The organism is Simplicispira sp. 125, from assembly GCF_003096555.1.
Lineage (GTDB): Bacteria > Pseudomonadota > Gammaproteobacteria > Burkholderiales > Burkholderiaceae_C > Simplicispira.
Genome location: NZ_QEKM01000001.1, coordinates 2,981,414 through 3,002,328, shown reverse-complemented (window position 1 = coordinate 3,002,328; position 20,915 = coordinate 2,981,414). Strand labels below are relative to the sequence as shown.

The following is a 20,915-nucleotide window of genomic DNA, read 5'->3' as shown; positions in this document are numbered from 1 at the left end:
ATCACCGCAGGATTTGCCATGACACCCGCACCCATACCCGTCGATGAGGCCGATCGACTGCAAGCTTTGCGCGACCTGCTGCTGCTGGATACACCGCCCGAGGAGCGCTACGACAGGCTGGCCCGTTTTGCCGCCGAGCAGCTGGACATGCCCATCGCCTTGCTCTCCCTGGTGGATGGACAGCGCCAGTGGTTCAAGTCGCGTGTGGGCGTGGAGATCACGGAGGCGGCGCGGGACATCTCGTTTTGCGGGCACGCCATCATGAAAAATGGGCTGTTTGTCGTCGAGGACGCCCGCAGTGACGCCCGTTTTTCCGACAATCCGCAGGTGGTGGGTGCGCCCCATATCCGGTTTTATGCGGGTGCCCCGCTCAGTTCCCCCAGCGGGCACCGCATTGGCACCTTGTGCGTGCTCGATACCGTGCCGCGCACCTTGGGTGCGGTGGAGCTGTCGATTCTGGATGCGCTACGCTGCCTGGCCAACGAGACCCTGGCCGGAAAAGAGGGTGACGAATGACTGCACCGCTACCGCGAATCTTGCTGATCGAGCCGCAGTTTGTCTTGCGCCGCACCATTGCCATGGTCGCCCGTGATCTCGGCATGGTGGACTTCCATGAGGCCAGCAATGTGGGCCGTGCCCGGACGCTGCTGGCGGGCGGGCCCTTTGCGGGCCTGGTGCTCGATCTTGCGGAGGGGGCACAGGCGATGGCGTTGCTGGACGAGCTCAGGCAAGGCCGGTTCGCCACCGCCCGGGATGCCCGGGTGGTTGTGCTGGCGACCGATGGCAAGCCCGTCGATGCCGCGCGCCTGCAGGCCCTTGGAGTGACCTGTGTGCTGGAAAAGCCGGTGCGCATCAGCGATTTGCTCAGCGCCATTGCGGATACGCACGCACAGCAAGCCCCGTCTCCTGGTGCGCTGGTGGAGTGAGGCCCTGGCGTCGGGGGCGCTCGCCATCGATGGATGGCTGAATTCACTATTGATTTAATAGCTTGTAACGCTTACTGGGTAAGAGTTACAAGCATATTTTTTATGTAGTCTTCACAAATTGGTGGCGGCGATCACTTCGGACATGTCGGTCAGTCCTTGCAGCACCTTTTCAATGCCGTCCTGGCGCAGCGTGAGCATGCCGGCCGCCAGGGCCGTGAGGCGAATCTCGGTGGCCGAGGCGCGGTGGCGGATGTGCTGGCGGATGGCTTCGCTGCTCATCATCAGCTCGTGGATGCCCATGCGCCCACGGTAGCCGTGCTGTTCGCACTGGCTGCAGCCTTTGTGGCGCCACAGCGTGATATCGCCGGTCTCGTTGCCAAAGCTGCTGCGCCAGCGCTCCACCTGCACCGTGCGGGCTTCGTGGGTGTTGGAGGAGCTGCTTTCAAGGTACTGGGCAGCCATGGCCTGCAGGGTGTCTTCGTCGGCCATCCAGGGCTCGCGGCAGCCGGTGCACAGGCGGCGCACCAGGCGCTGGGCGAGGATGGCCAGCAGCGAGTCGGAGAAGTTGAACGGATCCAGTCCGATCTCCAGCAGCCGCGCGACGCTTTCCGGCGCCGAATTGGTGTGCAGGGTGGAGAGCACCAGGTGGCCCGTGAGCGAGGCTTCGATGGCGATGCGTGCGGTTTCCTCATCGCGCATTTCGCCGATCATGATGACATCGGGGTCGGCGCGCAAAAAGGTGCGCATGGCGGCGGCAAAAGTCCAGCCTATGCGCGGGTTGACCTGTACCTGGCGCAGGCCGCTCTGGGTGATTTCGATCGGGTCCTCGGCCGTCCAGATCTTGCGCCCGGCGGTGTTGATGTCGCTGATCACCGAATGCAGCGTGGTGGTCTTGCCGCAGCCCGTGGGGCCGACCACCAGCACCAGGCCATAGCTCTTTTGCACCACTTCGCGCATGGAGATCAGGTTGGCGGGATTGAGGCCAATGCTGTCCAGCGGCAGCGGCTTGGCCCCGGCCAGCAGGCGCAGCACCACGTCTTCGAGGCCGCGCGAGGTGGGCACGGTGACGACGCGCAACTCCACGGGGGGACCGCCAAAACGCGAGAAGTCGATCTTGCCGTCCTGCGGTTTGCGGTGCTCGGAGATGTCCATCGTCGCCATGATCTTGATGCGCGCCACCATGGCATAGCGAAAGCGCGCGGGCAGCTCCAGGTAGGGCACCAGGTCGCCATCAATGCGCAGCCGCACGCGCACGTTTTGCGGCGCAGGCTCGGTCTCGATGTGGATGTCAGACGCCCGGTGGGCAATGGCCTCGTCGATGATCGAGTTGATCAGGCGCACCAGGGTGTTGTCGGACTCGGTCACCACATCGGCCTGGGCGGCTTCGCTTTCGGGCGTGCTGCTGCTCAGGTTGACAACCAGTTCCTGCGACGAGGCGCGCGCCGCAGAAGGGGCATGGGGGCCATTGCCTGCACGACCTGCGGCTGCAGGCGGAGCGGAGGCCGTTGGGCTGGCCGGGTGCACGCTGTAAGCCTTGGCAATGGCTGGCAGCAGGGTGCCGGGGGCCGCCTGCAGCGGGATCAGGCGGCGCTGGGTGAGAAAGCGCAGCTCATCGAGCAGCGTGCGGTCGTAGGGATCGGCCATCAGCACCACCAGCGCATCCTCGCGTGCCAGCAGCGGTAGCACCGACTCGCGCTCGGCCACGCCGCGCGGCACCAGCGCCAGCGCGGTGGCGTCGGGCTGCAGGTGTTCGGGGTGCACCACGTATTCACCCAGCCACGAGGCAATAGCCTCGCGCAACTGGTCCTGCGAAAGGTGGCCTTGCTCTACCAGGATTTGGCCAATCAGGCGCTTAATGCCCTGTTCGCGCTCCCCCTGCTGCGCCCGCAGCCCCGCCATCAGCGTGGCTGGAGCCACCATCTCGGCGTTGACCAAGGCTTCGCCCAGGTGCCTGGCCTTGCCGACCAGCGGGTGGGGCGTGGTGACCAGTTTCCACAGCGACTCGTTATCGCGGGGCTCGAAGAAGGTCGAAGGCGTGCCGTTGGCAGTCGGTGTGGGCATGGTCTGGGCGGCGTCAGAGATCGAAGGAGTAGTCCACGGTCAAGGGCGCGTGGTCGGAGAATTTTTCGCCCTTGTAGATGGATTCAGCGCGTGCCAGGGCTGCGAGCGCAGGGGTGGCCAGGTGGTAGTCCAGCCGCCATCCGACGTTGTTGGCGTAGGCTTGTCCGCGGTTGCTCCACCAGGTGTAGGCGGTGTCGGTGGCGGTGGGTTGTAACTGACGGTAAACGTCTATCAGGCCGCCTTCTGGATCAGTTGTGTGCAACAACTTTGTCATCCAGGCGCGTTCTTCCGGCAGGAAGCCGCTGTTTTTCTGGTTGCTGCGCCAGTTTTTCAGGTCGATTTGCTGGTGGGCGATGTTGATGTCGCCGCACAGAATGAACTCACGCTCCCTTTTGGCCCGCATCAAGTGCGGATGAAAAGCCGCCAGGAAGCGGTATTTGGCCAGCTGGCGGTCCTCGCCCGAGGAGCCGCTGGGAAAATAGGCGCTGATGATCGAGAGCTTGCGCGCCGGGGTGTCAAAGCGCAGTTCAACATAGCGGCCCTCGGCGTCGAACTCGCCGCCGTCGAATCCGGCGATCACTTCGCTGGGTTCATGCCGGGTGTAAATCCCGACGCCTGAGTAGCCTTTTTTCTGGGCAAAATGGAAATGGCCCTGCAAGCCCGCCAGTTGTTCAAATCGGTCTTGAACATCGGCGGCCTGTGCCTTGACCTCCTGCACACAAATACAATCCGGCCCGGTGTCGGCGATCCATTGCTCCACGCCCTTGCTGGTGGCGGAACGGATGCCGTTGAGATTGAGGCTGGTTAATCTGAACAAGGAATTCCCCATGGTGGATGTTGGCGCGCATACAGAGTCAGGAGACGATCTGGCGCAGGGTTTTGTGCAGTTTGCCGTGGAATCCGGTGTCCTGCGGTTTGGCGAGTTCAAGACCAAGGCAGGCCGCCTCAGTCCTTATTTTTTTAATGCAGGACTTTTCGACGATGGCCTCAAACTCGGCCGCCTCGCAGAATTCTATGCAAAAGCCCTGCTGGCCAGCGGGATCGAGTTCGACATGGTGTTTGGCCCGGCCTACAAGGGCATTCCGCTGGCCGCCACTGTCGCAGTGGAATTGGCACGGCGGGGCCGCAATGTGCCCTTTGCCTACAACCGCAAAGAGGCCAAGGACCACGGCGAAGGGGGTACCCTGGTAGGCGCGCCGCTGCGCGGAAGGGTGCTCATCATCGACGACGTGATGTCTGCCGGTACGGCAGCGCGCGAGTCGATCGCCCTGATCCAGGCGGCGGGGGCCACGCCGCATGCCGTGGCCATTGCGCTGGACCGGCAAGAAAAAGCCACCGAGAATGGGCACGATGTGCCCCACAGTGCGGTGCAGTATGTGCGCCACCAGCTTGGGCTGCAGGTGTGCGCCATCGCCACACTGGCAGACTTATTGCTCTACTTGTCCGATGCGCAGGGCCGTGCCGACATGGCGGCCCACCGCGAAAAGGTGCTGGCCTACCGCCAGCAGTACGGAGTCGATGAAGGGTGATCCATTGAAACGATCGGTGTTGAAGCTGTTGGTGGGTAGCGTGCTGGCAGGCCTGTGTGCGGTGGTGGCCGCCCAGAATGCGCCGGCCAATACCCAAAGCGTTTACACCTGCGTGGACAAGCAGGGCCGCAAACTCACGTCTGACCGCCCCATTCCGGAATGCATCGACCGTGAGCAGCGCGAGCTGGGTCCCACGGGCACCGTGCGCCGCGTCATCGGCCCGACCCTGACCGACCATGAACGTGCCGCGCTGGAGGTCGAGCGCCGCAAGGAGCAGGAAGAACGCAACCGCATTGCCGATGAGCGCAAGCGTGAGCGCGTCCTGCTTGCCCGCTACCCCGACAAGGCCTCCCATGATGCGGAGCGCGCCCTGGCCCTTGCCCAGGTGGATGCAGTGACTGCCACAGCCACCCAGCGTATCGCAGACCTGCACGGCAGGCGCAAGACGCTGGACCTGGAAATGGAGTTTTACCGCAAGGACCCGGCCAAAGCCCCCATGATGCTGCGCCGCCAGTTGGCCGAGAACGATGAAGAAGTGCAGGAGCAGCGCCGCTTCATTGCCGGACAAGACCAGGAAAAGCGCCGTATCCACCAACGCTTTGATGAGGAACTGGCCCAGCTGCGCAAGCTGTGGGCCACTCAGCGTCCCGTGCCGGCGCTGTCCCTGCCCGCGCCCTCCACGACAGCGCGCTAACCCAGGCGGGCGCGCAGCAGGTCGGTGGCCTGTTGCGGGTTGGCCTTGCCCTTGCTGGCTTTCATGACCTGGCCCACCAGCGCGTTGAACGCCTTGTCTTTGCCAGCCTTGAACTGCGCGACGTTGTCGGGATTGGCGGCGATCACCTCGTCGACGATTTTTTCCAGTGCGCCGCTGTCATTCATCTGCTTGAGGCCCTTGGCTTCAATGATCGCGTCCACGTCACTGCCTTGACCGGTCCAGAGCTCGTCGAAAACTTGCCGGGCGGCGTTGTTCGATATGGTCCCGTCGGCAATGCGCGACAGCATGGCGGCCATTTGCGCGGTGGCGATGGGCGCTTGTGCGGCCGACATCTCGCCTGCGTTCAGGCGCCGCGACATTTCTCCCATGATCCAGTTGCTCGCCAGCTTGGCCTGGCCGCTGGCCTGGGCTGCTGCCTCAAAATAGGCCGCCATGGCCTTGCTCTGCGTCAGCGTGGTGGCGTCGTATTCGGGCAGGCCGTAGTCCTGCACGAAGCGCGCCGCCATGGCACGGGGCAATTCTGTCATTTGCGCGCGGGTGTTCTCCACCCACTCGGGGGCAATCACCAGCGGCGGCAGGTCGGGGTCGGGGAAATAGCGGTAGTCGGCCGCGTCTTCCTTGGTGCGCATGGCGCGTGTTTCACCCGTGTCGGGGTTGAACAGCACCGTGGCTTGCTCGATGGTGCGGCCGTCTTCGATCTCTTCAATCTGCCAGCGGATCTCGTAGTCGATCGCCTGCTGCATGTTCTTGAAGCTGTTGAGGTTCTTGATCTCGCGGCGCGTGCCCAGTTCGGCGCCTGGTTTGCGCACCGAGACGTTAGCGTCGCAGCGAAACGACCCTTCCTGCATGTTGCCGTCACAGATGCCGATCCAGGTCACGATCTTGTGCAGCTCCTTGGCGTAGGCGACAGCTTCTTCGGAGGAGCGCATGTCGGGTTCGGTCACGATCTCCAGCAGCGGCGTGCCGGCACGGTTCAGGTCGATGCCGCTCATGCCGTGGAATTCTTCGTGCAACGACTTGCCCGCGTCTTCTTCGAGGTGGGCCCGCACCAGGCGCACGGTTTTCTTCTCGTCACCCAGGAAGAAAGACACCTCACCGCCCTGAACCACCGGAATCTCAAACTGGCTGATCTGGTAGCCCTTGGGAAGATCAGGGTAAAAGTAGTTCTTGCGGGCAAAAATGCTCACTGGCGCAATGTGGGAGCCCAATGCCAGTCCTAATTTGATAGCGCAGGCTACGGCCTCGCGGTTCATCACGGGCAGGGTGCCGGGCAGGGCCATGTCCACGGCGCAGGCCTGGGTGTTGGGCTCGGCGCCAAAGGCGGTGCTGGCGCGGCTGAAGATCTTGCTGTGGGTGGCCAGCTGGGTGTGGGTCTCGAAGCCGATGACGACTTCGTACCCGTGGATCAGTTTCGCAGACATGGGGAGCTGTCCTTGGCTATCAAAAAGAGGAGCTGCCAGCGCTTGATTTATATTGGTTTCAGCATGTTTTTATGCTGAAATACTTATTAATCAAGCGCAAGCAGCTATGGTATTCAGAGCGGGCTGCGCAGATGGAAGTCCGTGGCCTGCTGCAGGCGGTGCGCTGCATTGAGCAGGCGCGCTTCCTGAAAATAGTTGCCGATGAGCTGCAGGCCCACGGGCATGCCGCCTTCGCCAAAGCCTGCGGGCAGGCTCATGCCGGGCAGGCCGGCCAGCGATGCGGGCAGCGTGAAGATGTCGGCCAGGTAGTCGGCCAGCGGGTCGCTGCCGTGCTCGCCCAGCTTCCAGGCCACGGTGGGCGCCACGGGGCCGGCGATCAGGTCGCATTGCTGGAAGGCGTTCTGGAAGTCGTCGGCGATCATGCGCCGGATCTTTTGCGCCTGCAGGTAGTAGGCGTCGTAATAGCCGTGTGAGAGGACGTAGGCGCCAATCATGATGCGGCGTTTGACCTCGGCGCCAAAGCCTTCGGCGCGGGTCTTTTTGTACATGTCTTCGAGGTCGGAAAAGTCCTTGGCGCGGTGGCCGAATTTCACGCCGTCAAAGCGGCTCAGGTTCGAGCTGGCCTCGGCCGGGGCAATGATGTAGTAGACGGGAATAGACAACTCGGTGCGCGGCAGGCTGATGGGCACTAATTTTGCGCCGAGCTTCTCGTATTCCTTGAGTGCGCCGTCTACTGCGGCGCGCACATCGGGAGACAGGCCCTCGCCAAAGAACTCGGCCGGGATGCCGATGCGCAGGCCTTCAATGGAGTCATTCAGCGAGCGGCTGAAGTCCTCGGCAGGCAAGTCGAGAGAGGTGGAATCGCGGTCCGGGTCGGGGCCGCACATGGCCGAGAGCAGCAGGGCGCAATCTTCGGCCGAACGGGCCATGGGGCCGGCCTGGTCCAGGCTGGAGGCAAAGGCCACCATGCCGTAGCGCGATGCGCGGCCATAGGTGGGCTTGATCCCCGTAATACCGCAGAAGCTGGCGGGTTGGCGGATCGATCCGCCGGTGTCCGTGCCTGTGACGGCCGGTGCCAGGCGCGCTGCCACAGCGACCGCGCTGCCGCCCGATGAACCGCCGGGAATGCGGTCCGTCGCCCAGGGGTTGCGCACCGGTGCAGGGGCGTCGAAACCAATGGGGGCCACGGCCGAGTTTTCATTGGCAGAACCCATGGCGAACTCGTCGCAATTGAGTTTGCCCAGGGTGACTGCGCCCGCCCCGGCCAGTCGCGTGACCACGGTGGCGTCGAAGGGTGACTGGTATCCGGCCAGCATCCGGGATCCGGCAGTGGTCGGGAAATCGCGGGTGACGAAAATGTCTTTGTGCGCAAGGGGAACGCCTTCGAGTGGGCCGGCGGTACCGCTGCCCAGCCGTACGTCGGCATTGCGCGCTTGCGCCAGCGTGGCATCGTCGTTCAGGGCCACGAAAGCGCCCAGATTCTGGTGCTGGCGGGCGCGGGCCAGGAAATGCTGCGCCACTTCGACGGCGGAGACGCGGCGTTGGCGCAGTTCGGCGGCAAGCTGGGCCACGCCCAGGTCATGCAGTGCGGTGCGGGTGGTCATACAGGCCTTACTCGATCACTTTGGGCACAAGGAACAAGCCCCGCTCGACGGCCGGGGCGTTTTTCTGGTTGGCATCGCGTGCGTTGGGCTCGCTGGCGATGTCTTCGCGCAGGCGCAGCGCAATGTCCTGAATGGTGGCTACGGGGTGGGACAGGGGTTCGATGCCCTGGGTGTCCACGGCGCGCATCTTTTCCACAATATTGAAGAAGCCGTTCAACTGCGTGAGCGCTTGCTCACTTTCGCTGGGGCTGATTTCAAGGCGTGCCAGATGGGCAATGCGGACGATGTCCTGGGGAGTCAGTGCCATAGGGGGAAAAGGGTCGGAAACCGGATGTAAAGCTTAGCAAGCGGGTGGTCCGGCAGAAGTTATTCACAGGGGATGCGTTATTATCCCGCCTTTGCCGCTATACACCGCAATTGGCGGGTCAATGCGCGCAATAGTCCCAGATTAGACACCACAAAACCGGCGATGGCAGGCCGAGGCGCTTGCTGTGCCCGAGAGGATTTTTGAATGTTCGGAATTTTCCGTCGGTATTTTTCCACCGATCTTGCCATTGACCTTGGCACCGCTAATACCCTGATATTTGCCCGCGGAAAGGGCCTCGTTCTGGATGAGCCCTCGGTGGTGGCCATACGCCACGAAAGTGGACCGCACGGCAAGAAGGTCATCCAGGCTGTGGGCCGCGAAGCCAAGGCCATGCTCGGCAAGGTGCCTGGCAACATCGAGGCCATCCGCCCGATGAAGGACGGCGTGATTGCGGATTTCGTCATCACCGAGCAGATGATCAAGCAGTTCATCAAGATGGTGCATCCCCGCACCCTGCTCACGCCCAGCCCGCGCATCATCATCTGCGTACCCTGCGGCTCGACCCAGGTGGAACGCCGCGCGATCAAGGATGCTGCCGAGGCCGCGGGTGCTACAGCGGTCTATCTCATTGAGGAACCTATGGCTGCTGGCATTGGCGCGGGGCTGCCCGTCAGCGAGGCCAGTGGCTCGATGGTGGTCGACATCGGTGGCGGCACGACAGAAGTGGGCGTGATTTCGCTGGGCGGCATGGTCTACAAGGGCAGCGTGCGCGTGGGGGGCGACAAGTTCGATGAGGCCATCATCAGTTACATCCGCCGCAACTACGGCATGCTGATTGGTGAACCCACAGCCGAGTCCATCAAGAAACATATCGGCAGTGCTTTTCCGGGTTCGGAAGTGCGCGAAATGGAAGTGCGTGGTCGCAACCTCAGCGAAGGCGTGCCACGCAGTTTCACCATTTCCAGCAACGAAGTGCTCGAAGCCCTGACAGAGCCGCTCAACCAGATCGTTTCGGCTGTCAAGAATGCGCTGGAGCAAACCCCGCCAGAACTGGGTGCCGACATCGCCGAGCGCGGCATGATGCTGACCGGTGGCGGTGCTCTGCTGCGCGACCTCGATCGCCTGCTCGCTGAGGAAACAGGGTTGCCCGTGCTGGTGGCGGAAGACCCCTTGACCTGTGTGGTGCGCGGCTGCGGCATTGCGCTCGAACGCATGGACCGCGCCGGCAGCATCTTCACCAGCGATTGAACCACTCAGGCGTCACTCCCACCGTGGCCCGGCGCTTTCGCTGCATGAACCAGGCTGTTCAACTTCGCCCGTCAGCCATGGTGGTACATGCCACCGTGCTGCCTGCCTGAAAGAGGGCCCGCATGCCGCTTGGAACGCTGGATCGTCGTGCCCCCTCCTTCATGCGACAGGGGCCTTCGGCCATTTCTCAGCTTGTCCTGTACAGCGCCTTGGCGCTGTTTTTGATGGTGGCGGATGCCCGGTTCCATGTGACGGACCCTTTACGCAAGACGATCGCAGCCCTTCTTTATCCTGCCCAATGGGCCATGGTCAAGCCGGTGGAAATGGCGGGAGAAGCGGCCGGGTATTTCCAGGCCCTGCAGGCCGCACAGTCTGAATCCGACCTGGCGCGCAAGCAATTGGTGCTGCAATCTCAAAGAGCCCACCAAGCCGATCAGCTGGCCCAGGAAAATGACCGCCTGCGCCGGTTGCTGGATTTGCGCGCGCGCCTGCAAGGAGCATCTCAGGCCGCGCAAATCCTGTATGAGACCACTGATGCTTATTCACGCCGGGTCATGGTGGACCGTGGCCAGGATGCCGGCGTGCAGCCGGGGTCTCCGGTGCTCGACGGCGCAGGTGTGCTGGGGCAGGTCACCCGGGTCTATCCTTTTATCAGTGAAGTGACGTTGCTCATCGACCGAGACCAGGCCATTCCGGTGGTCAACATGCGCACCAACGCGCGGGGCGTGGCCTATGGCGACCCTGTGGCCAGCCATGGTGGTGGCATGGAGTTGCGGTTTGTGTCAGCGAACGCCGATGTCCAGGAAAACGATCTGCTGACCACCAGCGGGCTGGACGGCGTGTATCCGACCGGGCTGCCGGTGGCCCGGGTGGTGCGTGTCGAACGGCGTGCCGATTCTGCGTTTGCACGCATCTATTGCGCCCCTGTCGCGGCCATCCAGGGTGCGCACCATGTGCTCTTGCTCGAACCGGTCGCAGGACAATTGCCACAGCGCCCTGGGCCTGCGCCCGAAGACAATGCAGGCAAGAAAAGGGGGCGTAAATGAGTGGGCTGGCGCCGATCATGACGGGAGGATCGCCATGATCATGCCCCGCGGCCAGCAGCTTCTGTTGCCGGCCAATCCTGTATTTATTGGCGCAAGTCTTGTGGCGGCGCTGGCGTTCAACATGTTGCCCTTGGGCCACGTGCCCTGGATGCCCGATGTCCTGCTGCTGCTGCTGGCCTTTTGGGGTGTGCACCAGCCGTCGCGCATTGGCATAGGCACGGCGTTCCTGCTCGGGCTGTGTATGGATGTGCAGCAGTCTGCTTTATTGGGCCAGCATGCGCTGGCTTACGCCATTTTGTTGTACGGCACTGGCCGCACACACCGGCGCGTGCTGTGGTTCAGGCCCGGGGCGCAGACTCTGCAGATGGTGGGCCTGTTTGCGGCAACCCACGCAGTGCTGCTGCTTGTGGGACTGCTCTCTGGAGGCGTTTTCCCTGGCTGGTCCATGCTGGTTGCGCCGATTTTGGAAGCCGTGCTTTGGCCGCTGGCCAGTTGGGTGCTGCTCGCGCCGCAGCGCCGGTCGCCCGATCGCAATGAGAAGCGGGCGTAATGGTGTCCATGGTGCAAGAGAACCTATTTGTGGGGGCGTTTGAGCGCAACACGCCCTGTCGGCACCGCTGCTGCGTGGGCAGCGCACTGCCGTTATGACTGAGCTGCGCAATGCCGAGCTGGACGCCCAGCGGTTTCGTTGGCGGGTTTTGGTGGTGGGCGCTGTGGTTTTCATCGCCTTCTGCCTGGTCGTGGCACGTCTGGTCTTTTTGCAGGTGGTGCGGCATGAAGATCTGGCGGAGCAAGCCGAGAGCAACCGCACGGCCGTCGTGCCCGTGGTTCCCAACCGGGGATTGATACTGGATCGCAACGGCGTGGTGCTGGCCACCAATTACGCGGCCTATACCCTGGAAATCACGCCGTCCCGGGTCAGTGAACTGGAAGAAACCATCGATGCGCTGGCGCAGGTGGTAGACATACAGCAGCGCGACCGGCGGCGTTTTCGGCGTCTGATGGAGGAGTCGCGTGGTTTCGAGTCGCTGCCCATCCGCACCCGGCTGTCCGACCAGGAAGTGGCGCGTTTCACGGCGCAGCGGTACCGCTTTCCAGGCGTGGACGTGAAAGCGCGTTTGTTTCGCAACTATCCGCTGGGCGAAGTCGCCAGCCATGCCATTGGCTATATCGGGCGCATCAACCAGGCTGAAAAGGCCAACATCCAGGATTCGGAGGATGAAGCTAATTACCGGGGCACCGAATACATCGGCAAATTGGGGATCGAGCACAGTTTCGAGTCTGCGCTGCACGGCATCACCGGTGTCGAGCAGATGGAAACCTCGGCGGGTGGCCGGGCTGTGCGCAGGCTCAACAGCTTCCCAGCGACGCCTGGCCAGACGGTAAAGCTGTCGCTGGACATCAAACTGCAAAAGATGATCGAGGATTTGTATGGAGACCGCCGTGGAGCCTTGGTCGCCATCGATCCACGCACGGGGGAAATACTGGCCCTGGTGAGCAAGCCGACCTTTGATCCGAACCTCTTTGTTGAAGGCATCGATGTAGAAAACTGGACGGCGCTCAACCAGTCGCTCGACAAACCTTTGCTCAACCGTGCGCTGCGCGGTACCTACCCTCCAGGCTCCACCTACAAGCCTTTCATGGCGCTCGCGGCGCTGGAGACTGGCAAGCGCACGCCCAACGCCATCACCATGGACAACGGCTCGTGGACGTTTGGTGGGCACACCTTTCGCAGCCACGGCGATCACGGCCTGGGTGCGGTGGATATGTACCGCAGCATTGTGCAGTCCAGCAACGTGTACTACTACCAGTTGGCCAACGACATGGGTGTGGATGCCATGCACGACTTCATGAAGCCTCTGGGGCTGGGGCAGATCACGGGCATTGACCTCAACGGCGAGGTGCGCGGAGTATTGCCCAGCCAGGAATGGAAGCGCAACGCCTATCGTCGGCCTGAGCAAAAGAAATGGTATGCAGGAGAGACCATTTCGCTGGGTATTGGGCAGGGCTACAACACCTTCACCATGCTGCAACTGGCGCAGGCCACTGCCACATTGGCCAATGGCGGGGTGCAGCACCGACCCCACCTGGGTATTGCCACACTGGACGCCGTGACACGCAACAGCCACCCTATCGAGCAACCGGCAGCCGTGGACTTGGGATTCAAACCTGCCAATGTCGATGTGGTGCGCCGGGCCATGGCGGGTGTGACGCAAGGAGGTACATCGACCCGCGTGTTTGCGGGGGCACGTTATTTGTCTGCCGGCAAGACGGGCACAGCGCAGGCCGTGACCATCGGGCAGAAGGACCGTTACAACGCCGCCAAACTGGAAGAACGCCAGAGAGACCATGCGCTTTATATCGCCTTCGCTCCGGTCGAGGCGCCCCAGATCGCGTTGGCGGTCATTGTTGAGAATGCCGGTTTTGGCGCCGCCCATGCTGCGCCGATTGCCCGGCGTGTCTTTGACTACTGGCTCCAGGGTGAATATCCCAGTGAAGAAGACATGGTCGCCACGCGCAAAGGTATGGCGACGGCGCCCATCGGCAAGCCCCGGCAGGTGGCCGACATCGCTCTGCCCGCAGCAGAATGAAGGGCGTCAGGTGGGAGCGCTGGCGGCCGAGGTTGGGCCCAACTGGCTGAACACCAAGGCGGCCACGACCAGACTGGCGCCACTCAAACCCGCCCAGCCCAGGCGTTCGCCCAGCAAGGCCCAGGCAGTGAGAGCCGCAAAGACGGGCTCCAGGCCAAAAATGATGGCGCTGCGCATGGCGTCCACGCGCTGCTGCCCCCAGGCTTGCAGTGTGACCACCACCACGCTGGCCAGCAGGCCCAGGTAGAGCAATGCGATCCAGGCAGAAGAGCCGATGTGCGCGAGCGTTCCCAGCCAGTCCATGCCATCGCCCCGGGCCAGAAGCAGCACCATGGATGCCAGGCACATCGTCGTGGCCTGCGCGGCGGCCATGCGGGTGGCGCGCAGCGGTAGAGCCGTGTGGCGGCGGGCGCACTCTTCCAGGGCCAGGATGTAGATAGCGTAGAACAGGGTGCTGACCAGGGTCAGTGAATCCCCCAGGTTCCATGGTTCGTCCTCATGGAACATCAGCAACATCCCGGCACAGGCCATCGCGCAGGCGACCCACAGCTGCCAGCCATAGCGGCGCTTGAGGGCCAGCATGGCCAGCAGCGGCACGACCAGCACATTCAGGCCGGTGACGAAAGCATTGCGGTTGCTGCTGGTGCGTGCGAGTCCCTCGATCTGCAGCCAGAACGCCAGAAACAGCAGCAACCCCAGGGCGCAGCCCCACAGACGTTCGCCACGGCGCATGCCCCACCATAGCGGCCCGAGAACGACCAGCGCAATGGCAAAACGCAGCCAGATGATCTGCAGAGCATCCAGCTGGGCAGACAGCAGTTTCATGGCCGGGAAGGTGGTTCCCCACACCATGGTGACAAGCAGCAGGGCCAACAGGCCATAACGTTCACGACGCATTAAAAAAAGCTGACCGGTTGCCCGGCCAGCTTCGTGAGGGGTGCCAGGAAGATCAGTTGAAGAGGTAACGCGCCTGCAGGTTCAGGCGTGTCATGCGGCCCGTTTCATTGGCAAAGGTGGTGCGCCGGCCACCCAGCAATTCACCGCCCAGTTCCACGTTCTTGATGGGCGTGTAATACAGCCCGGCATGCCACTGGAACAACTTGAGGTTGCCTTCCGAGCCGTACGCATTTACGTAATCGTCACCCAGTTTGCGGCGGGACTTCACCCAGCCCATGGACAGGGTGCCGCGCAACTGCTCGCTGAATACATTGCCCAGACCCAGGACCACGCCCTGGGCCCGGTCCAGGCGCAGCGTGTTGCCATCCACCACGGGATAGTTGGCGCCGACCAGGTAGGCACCATCGTTGTCGCCGTCCATCAGGGTGTACTGCGCCATCAGCGTGGTGGTTCCGGTGAGCTTGTAGGAGCCCGACAGGCCAAAACCCAGGCCGCGCTTGCTCACGCCGTCCATGCGTTGTTCGTGCGAGAGTGCGCGGACACTCATGCTGCCCCAGTCGTAGGCCTTGTCAATGCGTGCAATGAGATTGGGCGAGTGCGCGCCGTCGGAGGGGTCTTCCACAGCAAACTGGAACTTCGCTACGCTGGGGTTGTTGTAGGTGTAGCGCACCTGTACCGGGCGGCGTGAGGTGGCGCCGGGCGGGCCATTGAAGTCCACGGTCTCGGGCAGATTGTCCAGATCCATGAAGGTGGACCAGGTCTGGCCGATCAGCCAGCCCGCGTACTCGCCATAGGCGTGGCGCAGGCGCAGGCGGTTGCGGTTGCACTCTGCTCCACAGTAGCCGTAGAAGTCGGCCTCGATCTTGGTGTTGAAGGCGCCGTTGGCCATGGGGGTCGATGTCTCAAAACCAAAGCGCGAGGTTTGACCGGTCAGCACGGTCTTGCCGTTTTCGCTTTTGCCCAGGGGCTGCTCCATCAGGTTGGAGAAGTTGTCGCCAGGCGCTGTGCCCTTGAAGTCCTTGATCAGATTGGCTTCGGCAAAGCCGTAGACGCGGATAGAGGTTTCGCTGCCCGGCAGACGGAAGCTGCCGGGAATGTCGCCCAGTACCACGGCATCTTTCTGCTTGAGTTCGACCGCGTCGATGCGGTCGTTCCAGCCCGATGCCGAAGCGGCGGGTGCCTGGGACTGCTGGGTCTTCATCTGGTTGAGTTCGGCGCGCAAGGCTTTGAGCTCGTTGCGCAGCTCTTCAAAATCCTTGGCGGACTGGGCCAGGGCGCCCGGGGGCAGGCTGCACAGGCCAGCGGCCAGCAGGGTCACGAATGCGGGGGTCAGTTTCATGGTCACTCCGTTGGGTTTTTGGGGGTGTTGCGAAGGCGGTGGGCTCTGGATCTCAGGCGCCCATGCGGCCAATGAAGGCCCGGATGCGGTCGTTGCCCGGGTCGTTGAAAAAATCGGCGGGTGGGGCGTCATGTGCGATACAGCCCTGGTCGAAAAAGAGCACGCGGTCAGCCACTTCGCGGGCAAAACCCATCTCGTGCGTGACCACGATCATGGTCATTCCGCCACGGGCCAATTCACGCATCACGTCCAGCACTTCCTGCACCATTTCGGGGTCGAGGGCCGACGTGGGTTCGTCGAACAGCATCACTTTGGGTGCCATGGCGAGCGCGCGGGCAATGGCCACGCGCTGCTGCTGACCCCCCGACAATTGCCAGGGGTACTTGTACGCATGCTCTTGCAGGCCCACCCGGCGCAGCAGCACCATGGCTTCTTCGTTGGCCTGGGTGCGTTTGGTGTGGCGAATGCGACGAGGCGCCAGAGTGATGTTGTCGAGCACGCTCAGGTGGCCAAACAGGTTGAACTGCTGGAACACCATGCCGACTTCGCTGCGCTGGCGCTGCAAGGTGTTCGGGTCGTCCGTGACGGCCACGCCATCGATGGTGATGGTGCCGCTGTCGTGCGGTTCGAGCCGGTTGATGGCGCGCAGCAGCGTGCTCTTGCCCGAGCCCGAGGCGCCGATGATGACCGTGACCTCGCCGGTGTTGAAGTGCGTGGACACATCACGCAGCACCTGGTGCGCGCCGAATGATTTGCAGACCCGGTCGGCCACGATGTAAGGGCTGAACGCGCTCATTGGTTGCGCCCTTCCACGTCGAAGCGGTATTCAATGGCGTTGGAGATTTGCGTCACCAATGTGGTCAGCAGCAGGTAGGTCACTGCCACCGTGGTGAGCGTGGCAATGGGCTGGAAGGTGGCCGACTGGATGCGGTTGCCCACATTGGTCAACTCCACTACGCCAATGGCATACGCTAGCGAGGAATCCTTGAGCAAGGCCACGAAATTGCTCACCAGGGGTGGCAACGCAATCTTGAAGGCCTGGGGGAAAACAACGTCAAAGAACACATGCGTACGGCCCAGGCCCAGAGCGCGTGCGGCCTCGGTCTGGCCCCGGGGCACGGCCAGCAACCCGGCCCGTATGGCTTCGGCGTTGTAGGCGCCTACGTTCAGGGCCAATGCCACCACGGCCGCTGCAAAATCAGGCAGGTTCAGGCCGGGGACGAGCACTGGCAGGGCGAAATAGACAAACAGGATCTGCACCAGCAGCGGCGTACCGCGAATGGCCCAGATGTAGAAGCTGGCCACCCAGCGCAGCGCAGCCCAGCGAGCGGTGCGTGCCAGCGCAGCGGATGTGCCCAGCACCAGTCCGACGCTACCGCTGATCAGCGTGAGCCACAGCGTGGTGCGGGCCCCTGCAGAAAAGGCTTGTGCATTCGGGCCAATGGGCTCGGGCAGGAACGACAGAAGCTGGCCCAGAAGGGCCAGAGCGAACACCATCAGCACCAGAGCACTGACCAGCGTGGCATTGCTGCGCTGCTGGCGGCTCCAGTGGTGCGGCCAAAGGGCGATGAGCATGAGAAACCGTCAGAAAGGGCGATTGCCCGCGCTCAGTTGCAGCGCACGTCTTCGTTGAAGTACTTTTTGGAAAGCTGGGTGTAGCTACCGTCGGCCATGGTCTCGGCCAGGGCTTTGGACCAGCCCTGCGCCAGCGATTGGTTGCCCTTGGCCACGGCGGCGGCAATGCGCTCGATGAACAGCATGTCACCCAGCTTGAAGCCGGCATTCGGGTTCTTTTCCACGACGGCCTTGGCCACGAAACGGTCGGTGACCCAGGCATCCACGCGCTTGGAGTTGAGTGCGCTGCGCGCATCCACGTCGGTCGGGAAGTTCTTCATCTCCTTGATGGCAGAAACTTTCTGCACATTTTCGAGATAGCTGGTGCCGGTCTGTACCGCCACCACCTTGCCTGCCAGGTCCTTGGCGGTGCGAATGGCCGGGTCCATGGCGATGATCATGCCGCCCGAGCAGTAGTGCGGCTCGGTGAACGTGACGGCCTTGGCGCGCTCATCGGTAATGCCGTGCGAGGCAATCACCAGATCCCAGCGGTCCTGCCGCAAGCCGGTGAGCAGGGCGTCAAAGCCCAGGGTCTTCCATTGGATGGTGACGCCCATTTTCTTGGCGACGAGCTCGGCCAAATCGACCTCGAAACCGGTCAGCGTGGTGCCGTTGAAGAAGTTGAAGGGTGCGAATTGCCCTTCGGTGGCAATGAGGATCTTGCCGTCTTTTTTGATTTCGTCGAGGGTGCGCGCCTGGGCAGAGAAAACGGCGCACAGCGCCACAGCGGAGGCAACGAGCTTGAGCAACTTCATCTTGTGTCCTGTCGGGGGTGGTTCAGGTACAAAAAATCCGGCCTGCTGGTAGCAAGGCCGGAACCAGAAAAAATCACATGGCGTCACAAGGATTGTTGCGGCGCCATGTCTTTGAGCTGCCGCGATTATAGAGGGGGGCTTTGCAGGGATGCCTATTAAGGACAACCCTTATGGCGTCAACGCAGAAAGGCGTCGTAGCCGGTTTTGAGGATCAGAATGCTGACCACAAAAATGAAAATCCAGCGCACGAAACCGGTGCCGTGTTTGAGTGCCATGTGTGTCCCGAGCACGCTGCCCACCACATTGGCCACCGCCAGCGGAAGTGCGAAATGCCACCAGACATGGCCTTTGTACGTGAAGAGGATCAGTGCCGCGATATTCGTGGACACATTGAGCAGCTTGGCCGATGCCGAGGCATTCAGAAAGTCGTAGCCCAGCCAGCGCACGAACAGGAATACGAAGAAGCTACCGGTGCCCGGGCCGAAGAAGCCGTCGTAAAAACCTACGCTCAGGCCAATCGCGCAGGCGGCTATCCATTCGGCGTTTTCTGCGAAACGCGGGACATGGTGGCGTCCCAGGTCTTTCTTGGCCAGCGTGTACGCCAGCACGGCCAGCAGCACCAGGGGCAGGAGCTTGCGCAGGAAATCGGGTGAGAGAACGGTGACGGCCCAGGCACCGGCGAAGGCGCCGACGAAGCCGGCCAGCGCGGCGGGCAGCATGGCCTGCCAGTGGATTTGCACCCGGCGGCTGTATTGCCAGGTGGCCATCGCCGTTCCCCAGATCGAGGCGCTTTTGTTTGTTCCCAGCAACGTCGCAGGGGGCGCGCTCGGAAAGGTGGCGAACAATGCCGGCAGCAGAATCAGGCCGCCGCCGCCTACGATCGCATCCACAAAGCCGGCGAGCAACGAGGCCAGCGAAACCAGTATCCATTCCATGCGGGGGATTGTCGCATCCGCCTTGCAAGGGCATGGGCGAGCGAAAAAAAACGCTGGACATGCCAGCGTTTATAAAAAACTGCGCCTCATCGGGCACTTTGAAGATGGTTGTGGCTGTAGGTTGTCTCCCCGGCCCCCCGCTTGGCACACCGGGGTGCGCTGTCGAGTGCATGCACTGTAACGGTGCATGCCCCTGAGGGGCATTGGGGATTTCCCGCCCTCGTTTCACGAATCGTCGCCCCGTCTTTAGCCAGGATGGTCGGCCTCAATCCAGGTGGCGGCCTTCTCGGCCATCATCAGCGTGGGGGAGTTGGTGTTGCCACTGGTGATGGTGGGCATGGCGCCCGCATCCACCACGCGCAGTCCCTGGATGCCGCGCACGCGCATGCGTGCATCGAGCACGGCCATCGGGTCACTGTCCTGCCCCATCTTCGTGGTGCCCACGGGGTGGAAGATGGTGGTGGCAATGTCGCCCGCCAGGCGCGTGAGGTCTTCATCGGTCTGGAATTGCACGCCCGGCTTGAATTCTTCGGGTTGGTAGCGGGCCAGGGCCGGCTGCGCAACGATACGGCGCGTCACGCGCAGGCTGTCAGCGGCCACCTGGCGGTCTTCGGGGGTGCTCAGATAGTTGGGCGCGATGGCCGGGGCGTCCTCGAAACGGCCGCTTTTGATCTGCACCGTGCCCCGGCTGGTCGGGTTCAGGTTGCACACGCTGGCGGTGAAAGCAGGGAAGTTGTGCAGCGGTTCGCCAAACGCATCCAGCGAGAGGGGCTGGACGTGGTATTCGATGTTTGCGTGGGCTTGGCCGGCGCTGCTGCGCGTGAAGGCGCCGAGTTGCGAGGGCGCCATGCTCATGGGACCACTGCGCTTGAGGGCGTATTCCAGGCCGATCAGGGCCTTGCCGGTCAGCGTGCTTGCCAGGGTGTTCAGGGTCTTGACGCTTTGCACTTTGTAGACCGAGCGGATCTGCAGGTGGTCTTGCAGATTCGCCCCCACGCCGGGCAGGTCGTGCACCACGTCCACACCGTGCTCGCGCAGCAGCGCTGCCGGGCCGATGCCCGAGAGCTGCAGCAACTGTGGCGAGTTAACGGCGCCCGCGCTCAGCACCACTTCGCAGCGGGCATGTGCGGTCACCATCTCTTTGCCGGTCCAGACTTGCACGCCCGTGCAGCGGCGGCTGCCATCGCTTTGGGGTGCCACGATGAGGCGCGCGGCCTGCGCGCTGGTCCACATTTCGAAGTTGGCACGACCGTAGCAGGTGGGGCGCAGGAAAGCCTTGGCGGTGTTCCAGCGCCAGCCCTTTTTCTGGTTGACCTCGAAATAGCCCACGCCTTCGTTGGTGCCGCCGTTGAAGTCGTCGGTGGCGGGTATGCCGGCCTGCTGCGCGGCATGGGCAAAGGCGTCCAGCACGTCCCAGCGCAGGCGCTGGCGCTCCACGCGCCATTCGCCTGTGCTGCCGTGGGATTTGTTGCCATGCAGGCGTGCAAACGCAGGAGAGGCATCGCCGGCCTTGTCCAGGCGCCAATGGTCTTCGTGGCGACGGAAGTCCGGCAGCACCTGGTCCCAGCACCAGCTGTCATCGCCCGTGAGGCGGGCCCACTGGTCGTAGTCGCGCGCCTGGCCCCGCATGTAGATCATGCCGTTGATGCTGCTGCAGCCGCCCAGCGTCTTGCCGCGCGGGTAGCGCAGGCTGCGGCCATTGAGTCCGGCATCGGGCTCGGTCTGGTACATCCAGTCGGTGCGCGGGTTGCCGATGCAATACAGGTAGCCCACGGGGATGTGGATCCAGTGGTAGTCGTCTTTGCGGCCCGCTTCGACGAGCAGCACGCGCCGGTTGCCGCGGGCGCTCAGGCGGTTGCACAGCAAGGCGCCCGCCGTGCCGCCGCCGATGATGATGTAGTCGAAGGTCGTGTCGCTCATGGTGTCT

The 20,915-nt window shown here is 62.9% G+C and carries 20 protein-coding genes; 8 read left to right on the top strand and 12 right to left on the bottom strand.

Annotation, left to right across the window (positions count from 1 at the left end; genetic code table 11):
• Nucleotides 1-18: 18 nt before the first annotated feature.
• Both C8D04_RS14035 and C8D04_RS14030 read left to right on the top strand, forming a co-directional pair.
• Nucleotides 19-516, top strand: coding sequence for a GAF domain-containing protein (locus C8D04_RS14035; protein WP_116005405.1), 498 nt, complete (start codon nucleotides 19-21; stop codon nucleotides 514-516).
• On the top strand, nucleotides 513-926 hold the full coding sequence (locus C8D04_RS14030; RefSeq protein ID WP_116005404.1) for a response regulator: 414 nt from the start codon (nucleotides 513-515) through the stop codon (nucleotides 924-926). Before C8D04_RS14035 ends, C8D04_RS14030 begins: the two co-directional genes overlap by 4 nt.
• 111 nt (nucleotides 927-1,037) lie before the next feature.
• Here the strand turns inward: C8D04_RS14030 and C8D04_RS14025 are convergent, their stop codons facing one another.
• Together C8D04_RS14025 and C8D04_RS14020 are read right to left on the bottom strand one after the other, a co-directional pair.
• Entirely contained in the window at nucleotides 1,038-2,987 is a 1,950-nt protein-coding gene (locus tag C8D04_RS14025; RefSeq protein ID WP_116005403.1) for a GspE/PulE family protein, read from the bottom strand.
• 13 nt (nucleotides 2,988-3,000) lie between these two features.
• Nucleotides 3,001-3,804 (bottom strand): exodeoxyribonuclease III, encoded by an 804-nt coding sequence (locus C8D04_RS14020; RefSeq protein WP_116006201.1) that lies wholly within the window; start codon nucleotides 3,802-3,804, stop codon nucleotides 3,001-3,003.
• Nucleotides 3,805-3,814: 10 nt separating this feature from the next.
• Between C8D04_RS14020 and pyrE the strand changes: the two genes are divergently transcribed.
• Together pyrE and C8D04_RS14010 are read left to right on the top strand one after the other, a co-directional pair.
• Nucleotides 3,815-4,516, top strand: coding sequence for an orotate phosphoribosyltransferase (gene pyrE / locus C8D04_RS14015; RefSeq protein ID WP_116005402.1), 702 nt, complete (start codon nucleotides 3,815-3,817; stop codon nucleotides 4,514-4,516).
• Entirely contained in the window at nucleotides 4,506-5,210 is a 705-nt protein-coding gene (locus C8D04_RS14010) for a DUF4124 domain-containing protein (protein WP_116005401.1), read from the top strand. Before pyrE ends, C8D04_RS14010 begins: the two co-directional genes overlap by 11 nt.
• Here C8D04_RS14010 and gatB read toward each other — a convergent pair.
• The 3 genes from gatB to gatC form a co-directional block, all read right to left on the bottom strand.
• Complete coding sequence (gene gatB, locus C8D04_RS14005) at nucleotides 5,207-6,652, bottom strand: Asp-tRNA(Asn)/Glu-tRNA(Gln) amidotransferase subunit GatB (protein ID WP_116005400.1); 1,446 nt, start codon at nucleotides 6,650-6,652, stop codon at nucleotides 5,207-5,209. The genes C8D04_RS14010 and gatB overlap by 4 nt on opposite strands.
• Before the next feature lie 113 nt (nucleotides 6,653-6,765).
• On the bottom strand, nucleotides 6,766-8,256 hold the full coding sequence (gene gatA, locus C8D04_RS14000; RefSeq protein ID WP_116005399.1) for an Asp-tRNA(Asn)/Glu-tRNA(Gln) amidotransferase subunit GatA: 1,491 nt from the start codon (nucleotides 8,254-8,256) through the stop codon (nucleotides 6,766-6,768).
• Between the two features lie 7 nt (nucleotides 8,257-8,263).
• Nucleotides 8,264-8,563 carry an Asp-tRNA(Asn)/Glu-tRNA(Gln) amidotransferase subunit GatC gene (gene gatC, locus C8D04_RS13995; RefSeq protein ID WP_116005398.1) on the bottom strand — a complete coding sequence of 100 codons (300 nt, stop codon included), beginning with the start codon at nucleotides 8,561-8,563 and terminating at the stop codon, nucleotides 8,264-8,266.
• 204 nt (nucleotides 8,564-8,767) lie between these two features.
• On the opposite strand from gatC, the gene C8D04_RS13990 reads away from it, so the two are divergent.
• From C8D04_RS13990 to mrdA, 4 genes are all read left to right on the top strand, one after another.
• On the top strand, nucleotides 8,768-9,811 hold the full coding sequence (locus C8D04_RS13990) for a rod shape-determining protein (RefSeq protein WP_116005397.1): 1,044 nt from the start codon (nucleotides 8,768-8,770) through the stop codon (nucleotides 9,809-9,811).
• 122 nt (nucleotides 9,812-9,933) lie between these two features.
• Nucleotides 9,934-10,857 (top strand): rod shape-determining protein MreC, encoded by a 924-nt coding sequence (gene mreC, locus C8D04_RS13985; RefSeq protein WP_116005396.1) that lies wholly within the window; start codon nucleotides 9,934-9,936, stop codon nucleotides 10,855-10,857.
• Between the two features lie 34 nt (nucleotides 10,858-10,891).
• Complete coding sequence (gene mreD, locus C8D04_RS13980; protein ID WP_116005395.1) at nucleotides 10,892-11,407, top strand: rod shape-determining protein MreD; 516 nt, start codon at nucleotides 10,892-10,894, stop codon at nucleotides 11,405-11,407.
• A 94-nt stretch (nucleotides 11,408-11,501) separates the two neighbouring features.
• A complete protein-coding gene (gene mrdA / locus C8D04_RS13975; RefSeq protein WP_116005394.1) occupies nucleotides 11,502-13,448 on the top strand; it encodes a penicillin-binding protein 2 in 1,947 nt (648 codons plus the stop codon).
• Between the two features lie 6 nt (nucleotides 13,449-13,454).
• Here mrdA and C8D04_RS13970 read toward each other — a convergent pair whose 3' ends face one another.
• The 7 genes from C8D04_RS13970 to C8D04_RS13940 form a co-directional block, all read right to left on the bottom strand.
• Nucleotides 13,455-14,345 carry a DMT family transporter gene (locus C8D04_RS13970; protein ID WP_116005393.1) on the bottom strand — a complete coding sequence of 297 codons (891 nt, stop codon included), beginning with the start codon at nucleotides 14,343-14,345 and terminating at the stop codon, nucleotides 13,455-13,457.
• Between the two features lie 52 nt (nucleotides 14,346-14,397).
• Nucleotides 14,398-15,684, bottom strand: coding sequence for a DcaP family trimeric outer membrane transporter (locus C8D04_RS13965; protein ID WP_116006200.1), 1,287 nt, complete (start codon nucleotides 15,682-15,684; stop codon nucleotides 14,398-14,400).
• Between the two features lie 52 nt (nucleotides 15,685-15,736).
• Entirely contained in the window at nucleotides 15,737-16,480 is a 744-nt protein-coding gene (locus C8D04_RS13960; RefSeq protein WP_116005392.1) for an amino acid ABC transporter ATP-binding protein, read from the bottom strand.
• Nucleotides 16,477-17,259 carry an amino acid ABC transporter permease gene (locus C8D04_RS13955; protein ID WP_116005391.1) on the bottom strand — a complete coding sequence of 261 codons (783 nt, stop codon included), beginning with the start codon at nucleotides 17,257-17,259 and terminating at the stop codon, nucleotides 16,477-16,479. The genes C8D04_RS13960 and C8D04_RS13955 overlap by 4 nt, the downstream gene beginning before the upstream one ends.
• A 32-nt stretch (nucleotides 17,260-17,291) precedes the next feature.
• Nucleotides 17,292-18,053: an ABC transporter substrate-binding protein gene (locus C8D04_RS13950; protein ID WP_116005390.1), complete on the bottom strand. Its 762-nt coding sequence runs from the start codon at nucleotides 18,051-18,053 to the stop codon at nucleotides 17,292-17,294.
• 176 nt (nucleotides 18,054-18,229) lie between these two features.
• The gene (locus C8D04_RS13945; RefSeq protein WP_116005389.1) at nucleotides 18,230-18,988 is read right to left on the bottom strand and encodes a TSUP family transporter; all 759 of its coding nucleotides are present in this window, start codon (nucleotides 18,986-18,988) and stop codon (nucleotides 18,230-18,232) included.
• A gap of 246 nt (nucleotides 18,989-19,234) precedes the next feature.
• Nucleotides 19,235-20,908, bottom strand: a complete 1,674-nt coding sequence (locus tag C8D04_RS13940; protein WP_116005388.1) for a GMC family oxidoreductase N-terminal domain-containing protein — start codon at nucleotides 20,906-20,908, stop codon at nucleotides 19,235-19,237.
• Between the last annotated feature and the right edge of the window lie 7 nt (nucleotides 20,909-20,915).

What these genes read in the sequence shown, in the direction of transcription:
- C8D04_RS14025 (WP_116005403.1), bottom strand. Translation starts at nt 2,987, where the DNA reads ATGCCCACACCGACTGCCAACGGCACGCCTTCGACCTTCTTCGAGCCC.
- C8D04_RS13990 (WP_116005397.1), top strand. Translation starts at nt 8,768, where the DNA reads ATGTTCGGAATTTTCCGTCGGTATTTTTCCACCGATCTTGCCATTGAC.
- C8D04_RS13970 (WP_116005393.1), bottom strand. Translation starts at nt 14,345, where the DNA reads ATGCGTCGTGAACGTTATGGCCTGTTGGCCCTGCTGCTTGTCACCATG.
- C8D04_RS14010 (WP_116005401.1), top strand. Translation starts at nt 4,506, where the DNA reads ATGAAGGGTGATCCATTGAAACGATCGGTGTTGAAGCTGTTGGTGGGT.
- C8D04_RS13950 (WP_116005390.1), bottom strand. Translation starts at nt 18,053, where the DNA reads ATGAAGTTGCTCAAGCTCGTTGCCTCCGCTGTGGCGCTGTGCGCCGTT.
- C8D04_RS13965 (WP_116006200.1), bottom strand. Translation starts at nt 15,684, where the DNA reads ATGAAACTGACCCCCGCATTCGTGACCCTGCTGGCCGCTGGCCTGTGC.
- C8D04_RS14035 (WP_116005405.1), top strand. Translation starts at nt 19, where the DNA reads ATGACACCCGCACCCATACCCGTCGATGAGGCCGATCGACTGCAAGCT.
- gatC (WP_116005398.1), bottom strand. Translation starts at nt 8,563, where the DNA reads ATGGCACTGACTCCCCAGGACATCGTCCGCATTGCCCATCTGGCACGC.
- C8D04_RS13940 (WP_116005388.1), bottom strand. Translation starts at nt 20,908, where the DNA reads ATGAGCGACACGACCTTCGACTACATCATCATCGGCGGCGGCACGGCG.
- C8D04_RS13945 (WP_116005389.1), bottom strand. Translation starts at nt 18,988, where the DNA reads ATGGAATGGATACTGGTTTCGCTGGCCTCGTTGCTCGCCGGCTTTGTG.
- pyrE (WP_116005402.1), top strand. Translation starts at nt 3,815, where the DNA reads ATGGTGGATGTTGGCGCGCATACAGAGTCAGGAGACGATCTGGCGCAG.
- mreC (WP_116005396.1), top strand. Translation starts at nt 9,934, where the DNA reads ATGCCGCTTGGAACGCTGGATCGTCGTGCCCCCTCCTTCATGCGACAG.
- mreD (WP_116005395.1), top strand. Translation starts at nt 10,892, where the DNA reads ATGATCATGCCCCGCGGCCAGCAGCTTCTGTTGCCGGCCAATCCTGTA.
- mrdA (WP_116005394.1), top strand. Translation starts at nt 11,502, where the DNA reads ATGACTGAGCTGCGCAATGCCGAGCTGGACGCCCAGCGGTTTCGTTGG.
- C8D04_RS14030 (WP_116005404.1), top strand. Translation starts at nt 513, where the DNA reads ATGACTGCACCGCTACCGCGAATCTTGCTGATCGAGCCGCAGTTTGTC.
- gatB (WP_116005400.1), bottom strand. Translation starts at nt 6,652, where the DNA reads ATGTCTGCGAAACTGATCCACGGGTACGAAGTCGTCATCGGCTTCGAG.
- C8D04_RS13955 (WP_116005391.1), bottom strand. Translation starts at nt 17,259, where the DNA reads ATGCTCATCGCCCTTTGGCCGCACCACTGGAGCCGCCAGCAGCGCAGC.
- gatA (WP_116005399.1), bottom strand. Translation starts at nt 8,256, where the DNA reads ATGACCACCCGCACCGCACTGCATGACCTGGGCGTGGCCCAGCTTGCC.
- C8D04_RS13960 (WP_116005392.1), bottom strand. Translation starts at nt 16,480, where the DNA reads ATGAGCGCGTTCAGCCCTTACATCGTGGCCGACCGGGTCTGCAAATCA.